Here is a 22247-nt window from a genome sequence, read left to right as displayed (position 1 = left end):
GAAAGTATGCGCATTTTTTGTTGCATTCTCGCCTTGGGCGTAACATGCACGGCGGCAAGCGCCGAAATCCCGCAGACGGGCGATGCGGCGCGCCTGGAAGGGCTTCTCGCCCGCGCGGCCGAGCAGTACGAGGCCCTCGCGCTGGAGGACGCAGCGGCCCTCTTGGGACAGATTCTCGACGACCCGTGGAGCAAGGCGTATCCCGAGGAGGCGCGCCCCATCCTCGTGCGCGCCCACGAGCTGCGGGGCGCGTGCTTCTACAACATGGGCCAATCGGAGCGGGCCGAGAAGGATTTCACCGCTTTGGCGGAGCTGGCGCCGGCCCATGTCTTCGACGCGGCGCTCCCTTCGCGCGCCGCCGACCTTTTCGAGGAAATTCGAAAGAACCGCGTCGCGCGCCTCACGGTACGGAGCGATCCGGCGGGAGCGGCGGTGTTTGTGGACGGCGTGCACGTTGGCGCGGCACCCCTCGAATCGGTGCCCGTTCTTTCGGGGCACCGCGTTGTGCGCATTGAGCTGGAGGGCTTCAAGGAGCACGAGGAGGCGCTTGAGCTCGAAATCGGCGAGCGCGCCGACCTCAAGCCCGTGCTCTCTCCCACGCACCGAAAAGCCCTGTTTCTGACCGCGCCCTCCGACGTCGAAATCCTGGTGGACGGAGAGCTCGCGGGGCGGACCGAAGGACACGCCGCGATGAAATTCGCGGAAGCGGCGGAGAAGCGCGGCATCGCCCTGGAAGAGCTGTCCGCCCCGTTCATCACGCCTCCCCTCACGGAAGGGAGGCACGCGGTGCGCTTCGAGCGACCGTGCTACGAGCCGGCGTCGCTCGACGTGGACATCTCGATCGACCCCGAAGCGCGCCTCGCGCCCGCGGAATTCGACCCCGTGGTGCTCAAGCGAAGCACCGCGGCGCTTGAAATCTCCTCGAAGCCCGAAGGGCTGGAAGTCGCCGTGGACGGCAGGACGCTCGGAAGGACGCCGTTTCGGGCGGAGGACATATGCAGCGGCGAGCGCCGGGTGCGCGTCCGCGACCCGGAGGTGGAAAGCGCGTGGTTTGAAACGGTCACCTTCGCCCGCGACTCGGTCGTGACGCTCGACGTGAGCCCGCGTCCAACGCTTGCTTTCCTAGGAATTTTCCGCGAGGGAACGCTTGAGCGGCAGGAGAAAAAGACAAAAACGCTCGCCAAGGAGCTGCGTGCACTCGGGCGTTACAACCTTCTGGACGTTCCCGGCGAATTCGTCCCCTGGGACAAGGAGAATCCCGAAACGTTCCTCGGACGCGCGATAGGGAAGTTTTCAGCAGCCGAGCTCGCCCTGACGGCGCTCGACCGGGGGCACGAGACCCGCTTTTTCATAGCCGCCGCTCCCAACGCACCGCCCGACGAGTTTCACTCGCGCAGAGCCCTCAAGGATGTGCTTAAAACCGACGTTTCCGTCTTCTCGGCATCGCTCGGAATGAGCGTCATGGACGTCCGCTTCGCCGAAGGGGTCTACGTCTATTACGTGGCGCCGAAGGGGCCGGCGGCAGAGGCCGGAATTGCCCCCGGCGGCGTGCTGCTGGCCGTCGACGGACGCTCCCTCGGTTCCGCGGAGGACTTCCACGCCGCGCTCGAAGCGCTCAAGCCGGGCGAGGAGGTTTCGCTCAGCATGGCGGGCCAAGAGGAGCCGCTGCCCCTGCGCCCCGTGGCCACGCCCACGCTTACAATTCTTTCCGAAACCCACGCGTCGCTCCACTCTTTCGTCTCCCATATGCGCTTCCTGGCGCGAACGGCGCGGGATCCGCTCGAGCGCGAGGTGGCGCTTTTGAACCTGGGCGCCGCTCTCTGCCGCCTCGATCGCCCCGACGAGGCCCTCGAGATTCTCTCCGAGGTGGAGATTCCCGACGCGGCGGACGGCACGAGGCGCGCGGGCATCGGGCACGGGACGCTCCAGTACCTTTTCGGTCTTGCCTACCTGAAGCGCGGCGACACGTCCTCTGCGCACGACGCCCTTCGCGCCGCCGCTTCAAGCGCTTCGACGCTCGAGAGCGACTTCGACCTGCCCGTCGCCTCCCTCGCCGAGCGCCTCCTGCGCCACCTGGAGCCGTAGGATCGCTCCATATTGAGCTATTTCGGCAAAATCCCGGTTTTTCCATTTTCGGCTTGACAAAGTCCCAAGCTTATGGATATACTGCGACCTGTTTTTCGTTGAAGGTATGTGGGAATACATAGCCCCTTCCGAGAGGATAATCTGATGCAGAAGCAACGGGTCTTCTGGTGTGTCTCGGTTTGGCTTGCGTTCTCGTGTATTTTGTGGGCGCGAGAGCCTTTCGAGGAGCGCCCCACGCCAAGCCTTTCCGGCGAAACCGGCCTCTATAAGGTGCTCCGCGCCGACACGCTGTGCGCTCGCCAGCTCACGGTGCAGGTTTCCCTGGAAAACTGGGACCGCGACCCGGGTGATATTTCCTACGACGAGTACGCCCTCTCGTTCGGCTACGGCCTCACGGACAAGCTGGAAGTGAGCCTCAGCCTCCGGGCCGTCGAGCTCGACATGCGCAACCCTACGCCGGAAACCGGTTCCCTTATACCCCCCTTCTTCCGGGGCAAATTCATCACGGAACCCGAGGAAAACGAAGGGACGGGCAATCCCCACATGGGCGTCAAATACAATTTCCTCCCCGAGCGAAAAGGGCGCATCGGCCTCGCCGTGCATGCCTACTTTGAGCTTCCTCGCGGCGACGAAGAACCGAACGCTTGCACCGACAACATAGACAACGACGGGGACGGCATGGTGGACGAATCCGATGAGTGCCTGGGCGGCTTCAAGGGCACGGGCAAGACCGAGTACGGCGGGACGCTCATCGCCACGAAAAAACTCGGCCTCCTGGAGGTATCCCTTAACGCAGGCTACGTCGCGTTTGACAAGACGAGCATCCCGAACCGCTATTCCATGAACGACTGGATTACCTACGGCCTAGGCCTGCGGGTGCCTATAAGGAAGCCTTTCCAGGTCCTCGGCGAGATATGGGGATATTCGCTCGCGGAGGACAAAAAAGTGACGCCCGAGATAGCGGCAAACCTGGAAACACTCCTTGCCCTGACCGCTGGCACCCTGAGTTCCGAGATAGGAAAAGAGATTCCGGACGACGACCGCATCTATTACCATCTGGGCGCCCAGTGGCAGTTCCGAAACGGCGTCACGCTGAGCTGCGCGGGGCGCTATACGAGCATGGACGACATTCTGGACGGTGCCACGATAGACGGCAGAATCAAGGATATTGAAGGCTGGGGCATAATCGCGAAAATCTCCTACACCTCGGGCTGCAAGGTGCGCGAGGTGAAGAAGCCGCGCCCCGACATCATCGCCGAGCGCGAGCTTGCCGAGAAGGAGGTGCGGCCGGAGGTGGAGATGGCCAACCTGCCGCCGCACCTGCGCCTCGAGCCCGAAGTCGAAATCGTCCGCCCCGGCCAGACGGTGCGCATCCGGGGGCTCGGCGAGGACCCCGAGGGCGAGGACTTGGCCTACGCGTGGGCGCCCGAGAAGGGCCGCATCATCGGCGAGGGCCAGGACGTCCTCTGGCAGGCGCCCGAGGACTGCGACGAGCCCGTCGTCATCCGCGGGAGCGTCAGCGACCCCCACGGGGCATCGGCGGGCGCCACTACCATCCTTAAAGTGTTTTGCCCCGAGATTCCAACACCTATCGACCGCGTGTTCTTCGAGTTCGACCGCTACAGCATCACGGAAGAGGCGACCGTCGTCCTGAACCGCATCGCGAAGCAGCTTCTGGACAACCCCAGACTGTGGGTGTACATCAATGGATACACCTGCAACATCGGCAGCGACGCCTACAATTTGGCCCTCTCGAAACGGCGCGCGGAGATGGTCAAGCAGGACCTAGTGCGCCAGGGCGTCCCGCGGGGCCGCATTACGGCGATTGGCCGCGGCGAATCGAATCCGGCCTTCGACAACTCGGTCGAAGAGACGCGCCGCTTCAACCGCCGCGCCGAGTTCCAATTCTCCGAATAAACCGCCGCCCCGCTCTTGAAGAAGGCCCCCGACTTTCGGTCGAGGGCTTTTTTGTCACCGCGAAGCGTCAGCGCACAAATACATACTCCGAAGCACCCGCCCGCTAGGCGGCGCGCTTGCCCCTGCCGCCCGCGTAGTGCGCGCGGAGCGCCTCGACGATGGCCTCGGCCATCGCCTCGCGGAAGGACGGCTTTCGCATGAGCTCGGCGTCCTTGCGGTTGGCGAGGTTGACGGTTTCAAGAAGAATTTTCGTGGGCACGGTGTTGTTTCGAAGCACCGCCGGCACCCACGGGCGGCCCCGCGTGCGGACGATGGCGTCGCGCACGGGATTGTGGGGATGGACGCGGAGCTTGCGCCGGCGCAGCTCGCGCACCAGCGTCTGCGCGAAGCCGTTCGAGTAGCCCTGCGATTTGACTTTGTCCTTGTGGTTCACGCGGACGTAGGGGTGCGAGCGCACTTCGCGGTACTTCGAATAGGGCCGCCCCCGCTTGCTGATCGTCGAGGACACGTAGCGCGCACCCGGAATGTAGACCATTGCTCCCCGCACCGCGGTGTGAAGCGCGTCGGCGTGAAGGCTCAGGAAGACCAAGCGGTCCTCGGAGACGCCGCGCTTGCGGAGCGCCCGGGCGTGGTCGTTCGCCACGTACCACCGCAGGTTCACGAACATGGAGCGCTCCGAGCGGCTAGTGTAGCGGAACGGAGGCGTCGTGAGCACCTCCGTCGCCTTGCTCCTCGACAGGCGCTCCCGGTCGACGGGACGGTATTTGCGCTCGCGGTTTCGGACGACGGGGATGACCGTGGCCTTCGCCGTCTCGCCCAAGAGGCGGTGGACGCGGCACATGATATCGTAAACGTAGTCGCTTTCCCACACGCCGTGGTGCGCGGCCCCGCTGTCAATGCCCCCGTGCCCCGCGTCGAGGAAGACGTAGACGCCTTCGAGGTTCTCCGTGACGGCGCGCGAGCGGTAGCGCGCGGCGCTTGTTTGAATCTCTTCGTATTCGGCGCGGCGGGGATGGCCTTCGGGAAGATACTCGGCGAGGAGCAGGTCGAGCGGAATCTTCACGGCGAAGCCGACGGGGATGGCCGTCACGTCCTCGATGCCGCTCCGCCTGGCAATTTTCAAGGCCGTCTGGTTGACCTCGTCGGCGGAAAGGAGCCCCGTGAAGCGCACCACGACGGCGGAATAGAGCGCCTCGCCCTGCTTGAGACGATAGACCGCGAAAGGCCCACGCGCGTCCTCGCCGTAGCCGAGCTCTGGGTGCCCCTCGCCCAGGACGAGCGGTTCTTCCCCGGAGGGCGCCGCCTCCTCGTCCACGAACGCCGCAAGCAGCAGCGCTCTCGGGACGCGCACCGTCTGCCCGGGCGCGAGGGCGTCGCTTCGCATGTCGTTCGCTTCCATGATCCGGCGGTAGTTCTTCCCGTCGCCCGTGAACCACTCGGCGATGCGCCAGAGCGTCTCGCCGCTCTCGCGGTACGGGACGTCGCGCACGTGGTGCACCCAGGCGCCGTCCCGGTAGCCGTCCCGGGGGAAAAGCGCCTCGACGACCTTGCGCTTGTATTCATTTTTCAGGATCGTGTAGGCGATGCGGACCCTTGTTCCGGCGCGGAGCGTTCGTTGCTTCGAGTCGGCGCGAATTCTTTTCCAGTTCCTCTTGGAGCCGGTGTACCGCTCGGCCAGCCCCTGGTACGTGTCGCCGCGCTTGACGTGGACGGAGAGGAAAAACTCCTTGCCTTCATGAACGGCCTTGAGGGTCTCGTCGATGCGCACCGTGCGCTCCGCGCCGCGCGGCCCGGCCAGGACCCCCGTGAAGGCAAGGGCTATGAGCAAGAGCGCACAGCGCCGCGCACTCTTCCCGCTCCGCCTTTCCTGCCGCATGCTTCGCCCGCTGCAGTTCCTCACAATGGCATCGATTTTACCGCACTGCACGCCTTAGCATAGGCGCAGGCACCCGCAAACGCAACGCTTTTTCTGCAATTCCCCTGCACGGAGGCAAGCCCTCGCTCCGTTCGGCTATACTGAGCATTCATGAAAACGTGGTCGCGGCGAGACAAGAGACTGGTGGCGCTCGTCCTCGCGCTGGGGCTCGTGCTCCGGCTCGTCCCCGCCCTCACGCTCCCGCCGCCCCCCATCGGCGGTGACGCAGTGGTGTACGAGGCCGTCGCATGGAACCTGGCCAACGGGCGGGGCTACACCATGGACGAAGCGCCACCCCACCGCCCCAACCTCTTCCGCCCACCCTCGTACCCCTTTTTCATAGCCTCGGTTTACGCGCTGGCGGGACGCCAGCCCAAAGCGGTATGGATCGCCCAGGGCATTCTCGACGCGATAACCTGCACGCTGGTGTTCGCCATGGCGCGGCGGCTGTTCGCCTCGCGGCCGCTCGCGCTCGCGAGCCTCGCCCTCGCCGCCTGCCTCCTGCCGTCGCAGGTCTACGCGCGCTACCTCATTCCGGACACGTTCGCCGCGTTCCTCTTGGCGCTTCTCGCCTGGCTGTGGCTTCAAGGCAAGCGGAAAGGCCCGAAGCACGGCCTCGCCCTCGGACTTGTGAGCGGCGTTCTGGCCTACGCGCGTCTGGAGTTCTTGCTTTTTCCCGTCGCAATCGGCGCATGGCTGTGGATAGAAAAGCGCCAGTGGCGCTTTCCGGTGTGGCTCGCCGTCGGGTGGCTCGCCGTGGTCGTCCCCTGGACGGTGCGAAACGCCTGGAGCGCAGGGGCATGGACGCCAGCCGCGCGGGGAAACGTGGGCGCGGCCCTCTGGGTGGGAACCTGGGGCGAGGAGGGACGGCTGTGGACCGAGGAAATGCGCGGTGGCGCCATGACCTATGTTCTTCCGCCTGAGGCGTACGACAGCCCCGGGGAAGGGCGGCGGGCCCGTGCGGCCGTCCACGCCTTTAGAAAGTTCGTTTGCGAAGATCCCGACGCGAAGTTCGAGGGGCGCAACCCCGGCGCCGTGCTTCGGGACATGGCGCTCGAGCGCATCCGCCGAAACCCACTCAAGTGGCTTCGCCTGCGCTTCAAGGAAGCGCCTCTCCTCTGGCGGCCTCCTTTCGCCAACTGGGGCGACTGGGTGGCCAACCCCTTCGCGCTCAACGCGTTTTTCGGCTGGACGTTCTTTGCGCTCACTGTCGGATGCATCGCCCTCGCTTGGCGCGACCCGAAGTATCACCCCCTCTGGGTGCCCGTCGTGTACTACGCCCTTGCGCACTTCCCCTTCCACACCGAGTTCCGCTACGGCGCGACCATGTATCCGCTCGTGATGCTCCTGAGCGTCGGCTTCTTCCACGAGCTCCGGGAGCGTCGAGCCCCAGCATGGGCCTACGCCCTGACGGGCCGAAAAAACCGCGCCAAGGCCTAGAGAGCCCCGCTCCCCTTACGAAGGCGCTTTTCCCTCAAAGCGCTGGCCTATGACTTTCGGGCGGCCAGCGAGAAATTCGCGCCCCGACATCGCCCTGCGCCCCTCGGGCTGTATCTGCTCCACCCGGTATGCGCCCTCGCCGCAACGGACGAGAAGGTCGTCGGCCTCGAGGGCGAGAATTTCGCCCGCCGCGGACGGCCCCGACGCTTCCTCTATCGCACGCTCGGCGGGCAGACCGCGTAAAATTTTGACGATGCGGCCTTCGAGATAGCCGAAAGCGCCCGGCCAGGGCGTCATGGCGCGCACGTGGCAGTCCACCGCGCGGGCGCTTCGGTCCCACGGCACGAGGCCGTCCCGCTTCGTGAGCTTAGGGGCATAGGTGGCCTGCGAGTCGTCCTGCGGCTTGGGCGCGAGCGCGCCCGCCTCCCACTGCCGAAGCGTTTCCACGAGAAGCCCCGCTCCCGTCTCCGCCAGGCGGTCGTGAAGCTCCCCCGCCGTTTCGCGGGGAGAGATCTCGCACTCCTTTTGAAGGAGGATGTCGCCGGTATCGAGACTTTTCGCCATCCGCATCGTGGTGACGCCCGTGACGGATTCCCCGTTGCGAATCGCCCAGGAGACGGGCGCGGCGCCCCGGTACTTGGGCAGGAGCGAGGCGTGGACGTTGACGAAGCCCCGCCGCGGGATTTTCAGAAGTGACTCGGGAATAATCTTTCCGTACGCGACCACCACGGCGGCGTCGACCTGCCCCGGCAGAAGGGATTCATCCAGCCCCGCTGGCTGGAGCACGGGAACGCCCGCCTCCTGCGCCGCTACCTTGACGGGCGGCGGCGCGAGCCTGCGCCCCCGCCCCTTCGGCTCGTCGGGCTGCGTGATGACCCGGACGACCGCATGGCCGCTTTCGAGCAGGGCTCGAAGCGAGGGGACGGCAAATTCGGGTGTGCCGAAAAAGACCAGCTTCATCGCCACCTGAGTTTTTCCGTGCTTCACAACGCCGCGCTTGCGGCGCGCACCTCGCGGAATGCGCTTACGCGGATGGGGCGGAAATCGGGGAACTGCTCGCCGAGAGTCCGGGCGACCGTGTTCGCGAGTACGGGCAGGTGAGCATCGCTGAGACGCTTCGGGGCCACGAAAAGATGTATCTCGTGGCCGGTGCGGAAGGCAAAGGCCTCGACGCCCTTGCCGGCGACTTCCCGCGCGGCGGCCTCCATGGCCTGCATGCGCTCAAAGCACTTTTGCAGAGCGTCGTCGGTCGCCCCGGGGCGTCCCTCGACGAGCCCATGCGCCGTCCGGACCACCGCTTCCTCCACGCCCAGGAGAGGCGCGTCGCGGTCCAGCACGTTCGCGACGGCCCGCTGAATTCTTTCCGGCTCGCCGCAGCGCCGCAGCACCTCCACGGCCCGCTCCGCGGCCGTGCCTCGCAGCGTCCGCTCGCCCGACACCTTGCCGATGTCGTGAAGGAGTGCGACCCGCCGCGCGAAGGAGGCGTCTGCACCCAGCTCCGTCGCCATGCGGGAGGCCAGGCGTGTCACGTCCCACGTGTGAGACGCCAGGTCGCAGCCGTGCTCGAGGTAAAACCGAAGTTCCCCGAGTAGCCGTAGCGCCTCGGAAGGCACGTCGTCCACGCCGAGTCTTTCGGCGAACACCTTTCCGTCCTCCTCCACGCCCTCCTCGACGGCGCGGCGGGCTTCCTCAACCGCCTCTTCAATGCTAGTCGGATAGATTCGGCTGCTCTCGATGAGGCGCTCCATGGCGCGTTGCGCCACGGCGCGGCGCCGCGGATGATAGCATGAGAGCATGACGGCCGGACCCGGCGTCGGAGGGGCGTGCGGAAGGTCGTTAACAAACACCTCGACGCCCGTCAGTCTCTCAAAGGTGCGGACGTTCCGCCCGTCGCGGCCGACGATCCTCGCCTTCATCTCCTCGTTCGGAAGAGGCAACGTGAGCGTCGCATGGTACACCGCTGCTTCGGGTGCTTCCTGGGCCAGTGCTGAAGCAATGATTTCGCGCGCGCGGGAGCGCGCTTCGGCGCGCACCTCGCTCCCCCACCGCTCAAGGACCTCGTCCAGGGTTCGGCGCGCGTCGCGCTCCATATGCCGAAGAAGCTCCTGGTGCGCCTGCTTGGCGCCAAGCCCCGCGGCCTGCTCAAGACGGGCGCGCAGTTTCTCCGACTTCGCACCCTGGGCCGCCTCGCGCGCCCCCAGGGCATCCTGGCGCGCCGAGAGAGTCTCCTCCTGATTCTGAAGCGCCGCCTCTTTCTGCGCCACGAACTGGGCGCGAAGCCGCAGGTCCTTCTCCCGGCGCGCGAGGGCTTTCTCCTTCGCGAAGAGCTTATCGCGGCGCTGCCGGATGTCTTCGAGCATGCGCTCGCGCGCCTGCTGAAGCGCCGCCTTCCCCTCTTCCTCCATCCTCGCCAGGAAAGCTTGTCCTTCCTCCATGGAGCGGCGGCGCTCCTCTTCCATGAGGCGGCGATCGCGGGCCAGCGCGTCGCGCTCCCTGAGCCAGCGGCGCACATACCACACGCCCAGATAGGCCGCGGCGAGCAACACCGCAAAGCCCGCACCGACTATAAATGCTTCCGCCATCGCAACACCCTTTTCCTTGTTGACAGCGCTACGGCTCGCTTGCACGAGTCCCGATCCCGCCAAGGCGGGATCGAGGATCCTCGCTCTGCGGGACAAGGCGGACGGGAAACTTTCAGAGGAAAGAATTCAGGAAAGGCGGCCGATTCGTCCCAAAGCCTCGGGACGGCGTCGGAGAAAATCCAGATGTCTCACAGCTATTCTTCCAGACAAGAATCCAAAATGTGGTTAATTTCCTCGATTTTTTCCTCGACGGCTTGGGCGTCCTGCGGTTCGCCGGAACGCTCAAGCGCCTGAAAGTATTCGTCCGCAATGTTCAAAGCAGCCAAAATGGCAATTTTAATCGTGTCGCTAACCTGCATCTGGTCGGCGACGGCGTTCATCTTACCGTCCACGTAAGAAGCAAGGCGCTCGAGCGCCTCGGCGTCATGCACGCCGCGCAGCCGGTACGTCTGTCCAAAAATCTCGACCGTCACCAAGCGTCCCTCTGGCATGGGCTACTCCGGGGTGTTCGCCCCCTCCTCGGCAAGCGCCTGCTCCAAAATCTGCACGCACCGCTCAATGCGCTCCGCCACGGCCTTCCGGTCCACGCCGCCCGCTTCGGTTTCCTCCATGCGCCCGCGCAGGAGGCGGTTCTCCTCAATGACGCGAGCGTTTTCCTCTCGCAGGGCGCGCGCCCGCCCGGCCACCTCGCGGGCCTTCGCCTCAAGCTGCTCTATGGCTTCGCTTACATTCACAGCATTCCCCGCAATTCGAGCCCCAGCTCTTTCTCAAGAGCCTCCGCGATGCGGCGCATCACGCCCGCGACGTCCGCCTCGCTCAGGGTTCTCGCCTCCGGCTGGAACTCCACCTCAAGCGTAAGGCTTCTCCTGCCTTTCGGAAGACTCGATCCTTCATAAACATCCACCACGTCAATGCGCCGCACGTCCGGCCAGCGCGTAGACTTCAGCATAGCATCCACGCGGGCGAAAGGCAACGCGGCGTCCGCCAGGAACGACATGTCGCGCCGGAGCGGATTGAGCCTCGACACGGGAGCGAACACGACGGAAGGCCACGCCCGCTCCCACACGCGCGCAAGCGCCACATGAAAGGCGTACACGGGAACTTCGATGTCCCACGCCCGCGTCACGCGCGAGGCGAGCTCGCCGCACTCGCCCACCCGCTCCTCTCCAGATCCCTCCGGCGCGGAGGAGAGAAAAATCTCGGCGCAGCGATGCGGGTGGTAAAGGGGGTGGGAGGCCCGGCGAAACCCGACCGCGGGGGAGAGGCGCAGACGCTCGAAGAGGCGCTCGACCACGGCCCGAACGTCGTAGAAATCTATCTCTTCAGGCTCGCGGCGCCACTGCCGGGGGGCGCTTGCGCCGCAGGCCACCGCCGCAAGCGCCGGCGACTCGTCGGCCAGGTCGTCGCTGCTCTTCGGCAAGGAGAACGTCGCGCCCATCTCGAACAGCCGCACGTCGCGCGCCCCCCGGTTGAGATTCCGCGCAAGCGAATCGAGGAGCCCCTGGTAGAGGCTTCGGCGCAGAACGGCGATTTCTTCCGAAAGCGGATTGGCGAGAGACACGAGGTCTCGGGAATCACTTCCAAGAAGCTCTTCCCTCTTCGCGTCCACCATGCTGTAGCTCACGACTTCCTGGTAACCGGCCTCGACCACGGCCTGCCGGGCGGCGCGCTCCAGCTTCTCCTCGCGGAGAACGCCGGCGCCGGGCTCGGCGAGGGCGGGAAGCTCGGGTGCAATGCGGTCGTAGCCGTAGTGCCGCGCCACCTCCTCGAAGAGATCTTCTTCCCGCTCCACGTCGCTCCGGAACGTCGGAACGCGCAGGTGCATCACGTCGTCTTTTTCTTCGAGCACCTCGAATCCGAGCCTCCCGAACAATTCCCCCACCCACCTGCGCTCAAGGCCCGGGGCGGACCCGAGGAACGCCTTCAAGCGCTCGCAACGCAAGGAAACCTCCCGCGCGGAAAGGGATTTTGCGACGACGTCGGCCTCGCCGACCACTTCGCCGCCGAAGTTTTCCAGAAGAAGCTCGCAGGTCCGGTCTAGCGCGTGCATCGTGATGCCAAAGTCGGCACCGCGCTCGAAGCGGAGCGAGGCTTCGGTTTTGAGGCCGAGCGTCCTCGCAGTGCGGCAGACGGAGAGCGGATCGAAATGGGCGCTTTCGAGAAGGACGTCCGTCGTCGCCGCCCCGACTTCCGACTCCGCTCCCCCCATCACCCCCGCAAGTGCCACGGGGGCTTTCGCGTCGGCGATGACGAGCGCCGAAGAGGAGAATTTCCGCTCCTGCCCGTCGAGCATAGCCATCGCTTCGCCCTCGCGCGCCCGGCGGACGACGACGCGCCCCTCGCGCAGGCGGGAAAAATCGAAGGCGTGAAGCGGTTGACCCAGCTCGAACAGGACGTAATTGGTCACGTCCACGACGCCGTTGATGGGGCGCATCCCGGCCCGCTCGAGCCGCTCGCGCATCCACGCGGGAGCGGGAGCGTTCCGCAGGCCGCGCACAAGGCGCGCCGAGTAGCGCGGGCACAAATCGGGGGCCTCAACGGTGACCGAAACATTATCCTTCGGCTTGAAAGAGCGCGGCGACGGCGCCTTGAGCGAAAGCGCGTACTTCGCGGCGATCTCCCGCGCGAGCCCCACGTGGTTCATCACGTCGGGGCGGTTCGTCGTGATGTCCACATCGAGGAGCGCGTCCCCGCCGTCCGCCTCCAGCCCGTCGAGAGGAAAGCCCAGCATGGTGAGCGCCTCTCCGAGGGCGGGCGGCGTCGCGGAAATCTCGACGTACTCTCGAAGCCAGTTGTAGCTAAAGCGCATCGGTCATCGCTCCGGTGATTCTCGAAGCCGTGTAGGATAGCACAAAAAGCCGGGGCTGCCGAAAGCGGACACGACTCGGGCAGGCTTGCCCATGTCGGGACTTCGGCGGATTTTCACCGGTGGGGCGGCCTTGCGCAACCGCCCGAATTCACCCCCGAAAAAACAGGGCACCCGCACAGGGGCGCCCCTGCTGGAAACCCGCCGGCCTCCCCGTCACTCCTCTGCCACGGCCTGCTTGAGAATCTCCACAACCTCGGTGTGGCCTTTCTGTGTCGCAGCCATCAGGGCGGTCCGGCTCCATTTATCCTTCGCGTTCACGTCCGCGCCCGCCCCCAGCAAGGCTTTCACTATATCGGCGTGGCCCATCCATGCCGCCCACATCAGGGCGGTCCGGCCGAATCCGTCCCTCACGTTCACGTCCGCTCCCGCCCCCAGCAAGGTTTTCACCATATCGGCGCGGCCCATCCATGCCGCCCACATCAGGGCGGTCCGGCCGAATCCGTCCTTCACGCTCACGTCCGCTCCCGCATCCATTAGGGTCTTCACCGTCTCGGTGCGGTTCTCCTGTACCGCAATCATCAAGGCGGTCTGGCCGTCTTTGTCCTTCGCGTTCACGTCCGCGCCTTGTTCAAGCAATCGTTCCACTTCGGTGGTACCGCCGGCCTTTGCCGCTCCGAGCAGTTTTGAATTAATATCAGCATGTTTGAGAAGCCCCACAATCGCGGTGTGGCCCGAAGATTCAGCCATCATCAGGACGGTCGAGCCGTATTCGTATTCTTTCGCGTTCACGTCCGCTCCCGCGTCAATCAAGGCCTTCGCAATCTCGGCGTGGCCCCCTTTTGCCGCAATCATCAGGGCGGTCCAGCCATTCTTGTCCTTCACGTTTACGTCCGCTCCCGCATCCATCAGGACCCTTACCTTCTCGGCGTGGCCCCCTTTTGCCGCAATCATCAGGGCGGTCTGGCCGTCTTTGTCCTTCGTGTTCACGTCCGCTCCCTGTGCAAGCAATCGTTCCACGTCGGTGGTACCGCCGGCCTTCGCCGCTCCGAGCAGTTTTAAATTAGTATCAGCATGTTCGAGAAGCACCACAATCGCGGTGCGGCCCGAAGATTCCACCATCATCAGGGCGGTCGAGCCGTGTTCGTATTCTTTCGCGTTCACGTCCGCGCCCGCGTTAATCAAGTCCCTCGCAACCCCGGTGAAGCCTGTCACTGCCGCACCCATCAGGGCGGTCCAGCCATTCTTGTCCTTCGCGTTCACGTCCGCTCCCGCATCCATCAGGGTCTTTACCATCTCGGCGTAGCCCTCCATTGCCGCAATCATCAGGGCGGTCCAGCCATTCTTGTCCTTCGCGTTCACGTCCGCTCCCGCATCTACTAGGGTCTTTACCGTCTCGGTGTAGCCCTCCATTGCCGCAATCATCAGGGCGGCCTGGCTGTCTTCGTCCTTCGCGTTCACGTCCGCGCCTTGTTCAAGCAATCGTTCCACTTCGGCGGTATCGCCGATCTTCGCCGCTTCGAGCAGTTTTTCATTGATACCACCGTAGGCCGTCTGCGCGAAAAGCAAGGGGATCAACAACAGAACCATCTTAAGTAAAGGTTTTATGTTCATCATTTGTTGCACTCCTTATTTTCCGATGCTTGCCCCGACCATGTCGGGAGGGTAGATCCGGATGGCGGATAAGCCGCTAGCAGATGGCAGTCATCCGACACCCGACGTCCGTTTGACCATAGACCAATTGATATGCCATTGTGAATCCACAAGAAGATTATCAGAAACGACCTAAAAACGCCAAATCCGATGGATGACCCCGCCGACCGGGGGCAGAATGCTCAGTTTTCACTTGCATTTTCTTGTTCCTGCTCTATAATACTGCCTAACTGAGCATTCATTTTCTGAATACCCCGCACAGGAAAACACACTCGGGGGATTCTATGAACTACCGACTGGAGCCGAATACGCCGCGTAAAATTCAAACGGAGCTCTTGTGCTTCGCAAGGGCGGAAGGCCGTGTGCTCGAAGACAAGCGCCTGGAGCAGGAGCTCAAACGGCGCTCCTTCCAGCCGGGGCTCGGCAAAAGCGTTCTTTTGCCTTCTCCCAGGGGCTACGCGGCCCGGAACATCCTGGTGGTCGGCTTGGGAAAGCCCCGCGAGCATGAGGCGGGCACCTACGCCACCGCGGCGGCGGTCTGCGCGCACCGCGCCGAGGAAATTACCGTTAAAAAGGTTGCGCTCGCCTTTCCCCCCACCGGCGGGACGGAGCACCGCTGGCTGCAGGCCGTCGTCGAAGGCTGCGAGCTGGGCCTGTACCGCTTCAAAAAATACCTTTCCAAGGACCACGACGCGGCCTCGCTGCACGAGGTCAAGATTCGCTTCGAGGGAAGGGGGCGCAAAGCGGCGGGGGCGGCCGTTGAGCGCGGCCGACTCTTTTCGGAGTACACAAAGCTCGCGCGCGACCTCGTGTGCGAGCCTTCGGGGTATCTAACGCCCGAGCGGATGGTCGAGATCGCCGCCCGCGAGGGCCGGAAGGCCGGCCTCAAGGTGAAGGTCATCGACGAAAAGCAGGCCGGGCGCATGGGCATGGGATGCCTCCTCGGCGTCGGACAGGGAAGCGCCCACCCGCCGCGCCTCATCCATCTTTCCTGCCGCGCGTCCCGAAAGGACGCGCCGCGTCTCGGCCTTCTGGGCAAGGGCATCACGTTCGACAGCGGCGGCCTCTCGCTCAAAAGCGCCAAGCACATGGAAACCATGAAGGAAGACATGGCCGGCGCGGCCGCCGTGCTCGCCACGCTCCTCGGTGCGGCCCGCCTGCGGCCCGAGGTGCACCTCGAAGGCGTCATGTGCATGGCCGAGAACATGCCGGGCGGCCACGCCATCCGCCCTGGCGACGTCTTGCGCTCGATGAGCGGCAAGACCGTCGAGGTCGTGAACACGGACGCGGAGGGGCGCCTCGTCCTGGCCGACGGCCTAGCGTACCTGCACCGCCTGAAGGTGAGCGCCGTCATTGACTTGGCCACGCTGACGGGCGCCTGCGTGGTCGCGCTTGGAGAGAAGTGCGCCGGTCTTATGAGCAACGACGCCGAGCTCTCGGAGAGCCTTATCGAAGCGGCCCGCCTCGCGGGCGAACGCATCGCCCCGCTTCCGCTCATCGAGGAATACCGCGAAAGCCTCCGCTCCCCCATCGCCGACATCAAGAACTGCGGCGCCGGCTGGGCAGGGGCCATCACGGCGGCGCTCTTCCTCTCGGAGTTCGTGGAGCCCGGAGTGCGCTGGGCGCACCTGGACATCGCCGGGCCGGCCTACGCGACGAAGGACACGCCGCTCGCCCGCACGGGCGGCACGGGCTTCGGCGTGCGGACCCTTTTGACTTTCCTGACGAGCGAGGCGGCGCTCGCCTCGTTGCGCAAGAAACCGAAGCGGGCGAAAGCGCGCCGCGGATGAAATCCCCATGACGAAGGCACGGAAACGCAGGAAAGCCATGCCGCGCGACGTAACCATGGGAGACGTGGCCCGTCTCATTCGCCAAAACCGCCGCTTCGTCCTCACGACGCACTCTAAGCCCGACGCCGACGGCCTGGGCTCCGAGCTTGCGCTTCATCGCTTCCTGCGACGCATAGGAAAAATTTCCCACATCGTGAACGTATCGGACACGCCGGTCAACCTGCGGTTTCTCTGCTCAAACCAGGACGTGAAGCGCTACCGGCCCCACGTTCACAAGAAAATTCTCCAGCAGGCCGACGTCATAGCCGCCATCGACATCGGGTCCGTGGAAAAGATTGACAAGATGGGCGAGGCCATCCTCACGAGTCCGGCCAAAAAGCTTCTCATCGACCATCATGTCCGGCGCGACCGGACGTTCGACTGGCGCTGGGTGCGCGAGAACGCCTCCTCGTCGGGCGAGATGGTTTACGACCTCATTACCACCTTGGATCCCCGCGCCGTCACGCCCAGCATCGCCCAGCCGCTCTACGCGGCCATCGTCCACGACACCGGCGATTTCAACTACGACCGCACGAACGCCCGCACGTTCCGGGTGGCGGCGGATCTCGTCGAGCGCGGTGTGCAACCCTACCAGGTGTTCAAGGCCACGCGGTGCTGGCGCAGCGTGGAACAACTGCGGCTCATCGCGGAGACGCTCGCCGGTGTTCGCACCACGCCCTCGGGACGCGTGGCATGGTGCACCGCCCCCCAAACGCTCCTTCGAAAGCACCGCGTCAAGCCGCTCAATCTTCCACGCATCATCGACCACGTGCTCACGCTTCAATCCATAGAAGTCGCCGTCCTGTTTGTAGAATTGGCCCGGCGCGAAATCAAGGTGAGCCTTCGCTCCAAGAACTTCGTGGACGTGAGCGCGCTGGCGTGCGAGTTCGGCGGAGGCGGCCATCGAAAAAGCTCCGGTTTCAACATCGCCGCTTCCCTTCCCGGCGCCGTCCGCAAGGTGGTTGCCGCGGCCGAGAAGGCGGCGTCGCGAAAACGGCGCGGGACGCGTCGATAATCGCTCGGGAGGGGCGGCTCCGAAAAAGCCGAGGGAAAAACTGGGGCGCTCAGCCGCCGAACAGCTTGCAAGCTTCTTTCCGAGCCGTTACTCTAAAGTCGGTGCAAGAAACGCCCATCTTCCTGAAGGCATGCCGGCGCGAGCCGGTTTCGGTGACGCCCGTCTGGTTCATGCGCCAGGCGGGGCGTTACATGAAGAGTTACCGCGAGATCCGCAAAAAGACCCCTTTCCTGGAGCTTTGCAAAACCCCGGAGCTCGCGGCGGAAGCAGCGGTTTCGGCGGCGGAGCGCCTCGGCGTGGACGCGGCCATCCTCTTTTCCGACATCCTGCTTCTTCCCGAAGCCATGGGGATGCAGCTCGAGTTTCCGGACAAGGCGGGACCCGTCTTCCACAACCCCATCCGGGAAGCCGACGACCTCAAGCGCCTGCGCGAACCCCGCGTCGAGGAATCCATGGCCTTCGTGTACGAGGCGGTCGAGCAGACGCGGCATGCGCTCCCGGCCCGAACGCCGCTCATCGGCTTCGCGGGTGCTCCCTTCACCCTCGCGGCTTACATGCTCGAAGGAAAGTATTCCCGCTCCTTCGGGCAAGCGAAGTCTTTCATGTACCGGGACCCGGGCGCATGGCACGCCCTGATGGAGCGCCTCTGCGCCGCGCTTGCGCCCTACCTCTGCCTTCAGGTCAAGGCCGGCGCGCAGGCTTTGCAGCTTTTCGACAGCTGGGCCGGACACCTCGGGCCGTCGGACTACAAGGAATTCGTGCTGCCGCATGTGAAGAAACTCGTCGCCGCGCTTCCCGAAAAAATTCCCGTCATCTATTTCGGCGTGGGGACCGGGCCGTTCCTTCATCTCATGAAGGACTGCGGCGCCCAGGTCATCGGCGTCGACCACCACGTGGAGATCGGCCCCGCCTGGAAGGTCATCGGGGACTCGGCCGTGCAGGGCAACCTCGACCCCTGCGTTCTACTCTCGAGCCGAGAGTATCTGCAGAAGAGGGCGAAAGAGATTCTGGAGCAGGTCGGAAAGCGCTCCGGCCACATCTTTAACCTCGGCCATGGCATCATGCCCCAGACGCCGGAGGAAAACGCCGTAGCGCTGGTGGATTTCGTCCACGAGATTTCAGAAAAGCTCCGGCAATGAGCGCCTGCGACAGCGTCCTGCTCGTGGGCTATGGAGGCCCGACCCGGGAAAACGCATGCCGCTGCGAGCCGCCGTGTCCTAGCGCCGCCTACTGCTTCGTCCGGAGCATCCTGCAGTCGGTTTCCCCCCAACCCCCCGACCCCGCGCGCATCGAGGAGGTCGCGCGCCACTACGAGGTCCTCGGAGGGTATTCGCCTTACAACGACCATACTTTCGCGCTGGCCGAATCGCTCGAAAAGAAGCTTCGGGAAAAAGGAAGAACGCTTCCCGTCTACGCGGGCATGCGGTACTGGCCTCCGTGGCTCAAGGACACGCTCCGCGAGATGGGCGTGAAGGGGCACCGGCGCTGCGTCGGGGTGATTCTCGCGCCGCACCAGAGCGCCGCGAGCTGGGACAGCTACATCGAAACGGTCGAAAAGGGAAGACAAGAACTCGGCGAAGCCGCGCCCGCCGTGGACTTTCTTCCCCCATGGTGGAACGAAAAGGGCCTTATCGAGGCCATCAGCGATCTCGCAAGGAAAACATTGGCGCAAACGGATTCCGCGCGGCGGCACAAGGCGAGATTGATCTTCACGGCCCACTCCCTACCGGAATCGGTCGCTGCGCGCAGCCCCTACGTGCAGCAATACGGCGAGACGGCCGCGCTCGTCGCGCAAGCCCTGGGCGTGGGTCGCTACGAATTAAGTTACCAGAGCGCGCCCGAAGGGGTGCGCATTCCATGGCTCGGCCCCGACGTGCGCGACGCCATCCGGCGCGCGGGAGAAGAAGGCGTCGCGGACGTCGTGGTTGCACCCATCGGGTTTTGGTGCGACCACGTCGAGGTGCTCTACGATCTCGACGTTGCGGCGAAGGAGGCGGCCGCGGAGTGCGGCCTGGGCTTCTACCGAGTGCCCACCGTCGGAAACCACCCGGCCTTCGTCGGCATGCTGGCCGAACGCGTCGCCGCACGGGCCGAAGCTTCCTCGATATAGCGCAGAGGCGCTGATTTCCCATGCAAGAGCGCTCCTCTTCCAGCCCTGCCTCCAAGCCGCGGCGCGTTGCCGTCGTGGGAGGCGGCGTCACGGGCCTCGCCGCGTGCCACTTTCTCGAAAAGAAAGCCCGCGAGACCGGCTCGCCGCTCGACATCACGCTCCTGGAAGGCTCGTCGCGGTGGGGCGGCGTCGTCGAGACGACACGGCACGGGGATGTCCTCATGGAGCACGGCCCCGATTGCTTTCTTTCAAGCAAGCCCGGGGCGAAAGAGCTGGCCGAAGCGCTCGGCCTCAAGGAGGAAATCCTGGGCACCAACCCGGAGCATCGCCGAAGCTTCATCCTAAAGAGGGGAAGGCTGCAGCCCATCCCGGAAGGATTCTTTCTGCTGGCTCCGATTTCGCTGTGGGCGCTTGTGCGGGCGCCGCTGTTCAGTTTTCCCGGGAAACTCCGCATGGCCATGGACCTCGTCATTCCCCGGCGAGGCGGGGACGACGACGTGAGCCTTGCGGGTTTCGTGCGGCGGCGCCTGGGACGGGAGGCGCTGGAGCGCTTCGCCGAACCCATGGTGGCGAGCATTTACACGGCGGATCCGGAGAAGCTGAGCCTGTCGGCGACGTTTCCGCAGTTTCTCGAAATGGAACGCGAGTACGGAAGCGTCATTCGCGGCCTTTCGGCGCGAAGCCGCGCCGCGCGCAAAAGCGAGGGCGAAGGCGAGATGCGGCACGCGAGCGGCCCCCGCTACAGCCTCTTTCTATCGTTCCGGCGCGGCGTGCAGACGCTGACCGACGCCCTGGCCGAATCGCTCCGCAAGCGCCTCGGGGCGGCAAAAATGAGGCTCGGCGCGAGGGTCGCCTCGCTCGAGCGCCGCGCTGGGACGTGGCGCCTGACTCTTCAAAACCGCGAGGCGGTCGAGGCGGAGGCCGTGTGCCTGGCACTGCCCGCCTATGCCGCCGCCGCGCTGCTCGAGTCCGCCGCGCCGCCCCTGGCCGAAGAGCTCCGAACGATTTCCTACGGCTCCTGCGCGGTCTTAAACGTCCTGTGCCGGAGACGGGACATCGCCCATCCGCTTGACGGCATGGGATTCGTCGCGCCGAGCGTGGAAAAGCGCGCACTCATGTCCTGCTCCTTCAGCCACGTCAAGTTCGAGGGACGCGCCCCGGAAGGCCTCGCCCTGCTGCGCGCCTTCGTGGGCGGCGAAGCCCATGCCGCGCAGCTCGAAGCATCCGACGAAGCGTTGCGCGAGAGCGTGTTGGGCGAGCTTAAAAGAATCCTCGGCCTCTCGGCGGCCCCCATCGAGGTGCACATCCGCCGTTACCCGAAATCCATCGCGCAATACCACGTCGGCCATTTGAGAAAGGTGGAAAGAATCGAATCGCTCGCGGCCCGGCTCGGCGGCCTCGCCCTGGCCGGCAACGCCTACCGCGGCGTTGGGATTCCGGACTGCGTCAGCTCGGCGAAGCGGGCGGCGGAGGCGCTGGTGTAGGGGGGTTCGCTGGCGGCTCGGGCGGCGCGCTCAGCCGACACCGAGCCGCTTGGCATGGTAGCGGAATGAGCGCAGGCTCATGCCGAGCATTTCCGCCGCCTTGGTCTTGACGCCGCCCGAGCGCCTGAGGGCCGCCCGCAGGTAACGGCGCCACACTTCCTCGGAATGCTCTTCGAGCTTGAATCCCTCGGGCAGGGTAATCTCGTCCTCCGAGGGTAGATGCCATCCCTCGCCCCGAAGCGCGTCCGGAAGACTTTCGGGCAGAACCACGTCGGTGCTCTCAAGCGCCACGGCGCGCTCCACCGCGTTTTTAAGCTCTCTCACGTTGCCCGGCCAAGGATACCGTTCCAGGAGCACCTTGGTCTCGCCAGAGAAGTCCCGAAGCTTCTTGCCCGCCGACCCGCAAAACTCTTTCAGGAAGCTCCGGGCCAGCGGAAGAATGTCTTCCCGTCGCTCCCGCAGGGGCGGGATGTGGACGGCGATGACGTTGATGCGGTAGTAGAGGTCTTCCCGGAACATTCCCTCCTCGACCAAGGTTTGCATGACTTTGTTCGTGGCCGCGATGACACGCAGATCCACCTCGGTTTCCTCCTCGCTTCCGATGCGACGAACGGTCCGCTCCTGAAGAGCGCGCAGGAGCTTGACCTGCATGGCTGGGGACATTTCACTGATCTCGTCGAGGAAGATGGTCCCACGGTGGGCCACCTCGAAAAGCCCCTTCTTGTTTTCCACGGCTCCAGTGAAGGAGCCCTTGAGGTGGCCGAACAGCTCGCTTTCCAGAAGCGTCTCGGGAAGCGCGCCGCAGTTGATGGAAACGAAAGTATGAGGACTCCGAGGGCTTAGCTTATGCAGGGCCCGCGCCACAAGCTCCTTCCCAGTTCCACTCTCGCCCTCGAGGAGCACGGTGCTGTCCGTCGGGGCCACGCGCCGCGCCAGGTCGAGAACGTCGCGCATCTTCCCGCTCACCGCGACGATGTTCTCGAGCGAGGTTTCCATGGCGAGCGTCTTGCGAAGGTAGACGTTTTCCTCCCGCAACAAGCGGCGCTCGAGGGCCGCGTCCAGGCGAAGCCGAAACTCGTCCAAATCGAAAGGCTTAATGAGATAGTCCGACGCGCCGAGCTTCATGGCCTCAACGGCGTCCTCTGTTGAGGAGTAAGCCGTCATCATGACGAAGATCGTCTCCGGCGAAGCATTGCGGCCGTGGCGCAAAACGTCGAGGCCGTTTCCGTCGGGCAGCCGGACGTCGCACAGGGCAATGGTATAGGCGTCGCGCTCAAGCGCGCGGCACGCCGAATCGGCCGTTTCGGCCGAGACGGGGTGATGGCCTTCCTTCCTGAGGAAAATGGCCAGCCATTCCTGCATGGCCGGCTCGTCGTCCACGATGAGAATCTTTTGAGCTTTCTCTGGCATG

General features: G+C 64.8%; 16 protein-coding genes and 1 pseudogene. 8 read left to right on the top strand and 9 right to left on the bottom strand.

Annotated elements, in window-relative coordinates; genetic code table 11:
- The first annotated feature begins 6 nt into the window (after window positions 1–6).
- Both JSV08_07360 and JSV08_07355 read left to right on the top strand, forming a co-directional pair.
- Complete coding sequence (locus JSV08_07360) at window positions 7–2085, top strand: PEGA domain-containing protein (protein UCF80321.1); 2079 nt, start codon at window positions 7–9, stop codon at window positions 2083–2085.
- 144 nt (window positions 2086–2229) lie between these two features.
- A complete protein-coding gene (locus tag JSV08_07355; protein UCF80320.1) occupies window positions 2230–4002 on the top strand; it encodes an OmpA family protein in 1773 nt (590 codons plus the stop codon).
- Window positions 4003–4105: 103 nt separating this feature from the next.
- Here JSV08_07355 and JSV08_07350 read toward each other — a convergent pair whose 3' ends face one another.
- Both JSV08_07350 and JSV08_07345 read right to left on the bottom strand, forming a co-directional pair.
- Entirely contained in the window at window positions 4106–5401 is a 1296-nt protein-coding gene (locus JSV08_07350) for an N-acetylmuramoyl-L-alanine amidase (GenBank protein ID UCF81860.1), read from the bottom strand.
- Window positions 5384–5565: pseudogene (locus JSV08_07345) on the bottom strand (lectin). The gene JSV08_07350 and the pseudogene JSV08_07345 overlap by 18 nt, the downstream one beginning before the upstream one ends.
- Before the next feature lie 463 nt (window positions 5566–6028).
- Here JSV08_07345 and JSV08_07340 point away from each other — a divergent pair.
- Complete coding sequence (locus JSV08_07340) at window positions 6029–7357, top strand: glycosyltransferase family 39 protein (GenBank protein ID UCF80319.1); 1329 nt, start codon at window positions 6029–6031, stop codon at window positions 7355–7357.
- A 15-nt stretch (window positions 7358–7372) separates the two neighbouring features.
- Here the strand turns inward: JSV08_07340 and JSV08_07335 are convergent, their stop codons facing one another.
- The 6 genes from JSV08_07335 to JSV08_07310 all read right to left on the bottom strand — a co-directional run bounded on the left by JSV08_07335 (window position 7373) and on the right by JSV08_07310 (window position 14362).
- Window positions 7373–8317, bottom strand: a complete 945-nt coding sequence (locus JSV08_07335; protein UCF81859.1) for a methionyl-tRNA formyltransferase — start codon at window positions 8315–8317, stop codon at window positions 7373–7375.
- Between the two features lie 23 nt (window positions 8318–8340).
- A complete protein-coding gene (locus JSV08_07330) occupies window positions 8341–9939 on the bottom strand; it encodes a DUF3552 domain-containing protein (protein UCF80318.1) in 1599 nt (532 codons plus the stop codon).
- 194 nt (window positions 9940–10133) lie between these two features.
- On the bottom strand, window positions 10134–10430 hold the full coding sequence (locus JSV08_07325; GenBank protein ID UCF80317.1) for a cell division protein ZapA: 297 nt from the start codon (window positions 10428–10430) through the stop codon (window positions 10134–10136).
- 3 nt (window positions 10431–10433) lie between these two features.
- Window positions 10434–10673 carry a hypothetical protein gene (locus JSV08_07320; GenBank protein UCF80316.1) on the bottom strand — a complete coding sequence of 80 codons (240 nt, stop codon included), beginning with the start codon at window positions 10671–10673 and terminating at the stop codon, window positions 10434–10436.
- Window positions 10670–12748: a phenylalanine--tRNA ligase subunit beta gene (locus JSV08_07315; GenBank protein UCF80315.1), complete on the bottom strand. Its 2079-nt coding sequence runs from the start codon at window positions 12746–12748 to the stop codon at window positions 10670–10672. Before JSV08_07315 ends, JSV08_07320 begins: the two co-directional genes overlap by 4 nt.
- A 213-nt stretch (window positions 12749–12961) precedes the next feature.
- A complete protein-coding gene (locus tag JSV08_07310; protein UCF80314.1) occupies window positions 12962–14362 on the bottom strand; it encodes an ankyrin repeat domain-containing protein in 1401 nt (466 codons plus the stop codon).
- A 320-nt stretch (window positions 14363–14682) separates the two neighbouring features.
- Here JSV08_07310 and JSV08_07305 point away from each other — a divergent pair, with 320 nt between their 5' ends.
- From JSV08_07305 to hemG, 5 genes are all read left to right on the top strand, one after another.
- On the top strand, window positions 14683–16188 hold the full coding sequence (locus JSV08_07305) for a leucyl aminopeptidase (GenBank protein UCF80313.1): 1506 nt from the start codon (window positions 14683–14685) through the stop codon (window positions 16186–16188).
- Between the two features lie 7 nt (window positions 16189–16195).
- Window positions 16196–17242, top strand: a complete 1047-nt coding sequence (locus JSV08_07300; protein ID UCF80312.1) for a bifunctional oligoribonuclease/PAP phosphatase NrnA — start codon at window positions 16196–16198, stop codon at window positions 17240–17242.
- Between the two features lie 101 nt (window positions 17243–17343).
- On the top strand, window positions 17344–18381 hold the full coding sequence (gene hemE, locus JSV08_07295) for a uroporphyrinogen decarboxylase (GenBank protein ID UCF80311.1): 1038 nt from the start codon (window positions 17344–17346) through the stop codon (window positions 18379–18381).
- A complete protein-coding gene (gene hemH, locus JSV08_07290; GenBank protein UCF80310.1) occupies window positions 18378–19352 on the top strand; it encodes a ferrochelatase in 975 nt (324 codons plus the stop codon). Before hemE ends, hemH begins: the two co-directional genes overlap by 4 nt.
- 20 nt (window positions 19353–19372) lie before the next feature.
- Window positions 19373–20836: a protoporphyrinogen oxidase gene (hemG, locus tag JSV08_07285; GenBank protein UCF80309.1), complete on the top strand. Its 1464-nt coding sequence runs from the start codon at window positions 19373–19375 to the stop codon at window positions 20834–20836.
- A gap of 30 nt (window positions 20837–20866) precedes the next feature.
- Here hemG and JSV08_07280 read toward each other — a convergent pair whose 3' ends face one another.
- Entirely contained in the window at window positions 20867–22246 is a 1380-nt protein-coding gene (locus JSV08_07280) for a sigma-54-dependent Fis family transcriptional regulator (protein ID UCF80308.1), read from the bottom strand.
- Window position 22247: the final 1 nt, after the last annotated feature.

It is taken from the genome of Acidobacteriota bacterium (genome assembly GCA_020349885.1).
Classification (GTDB): domain Bacteria; phylum Acidobacteriota.
The sequence above is the reverse complement of the archived record's forward strand: the minus strand, read 5'-3'. Positions and strand labels throughout refer to the sequence as shown.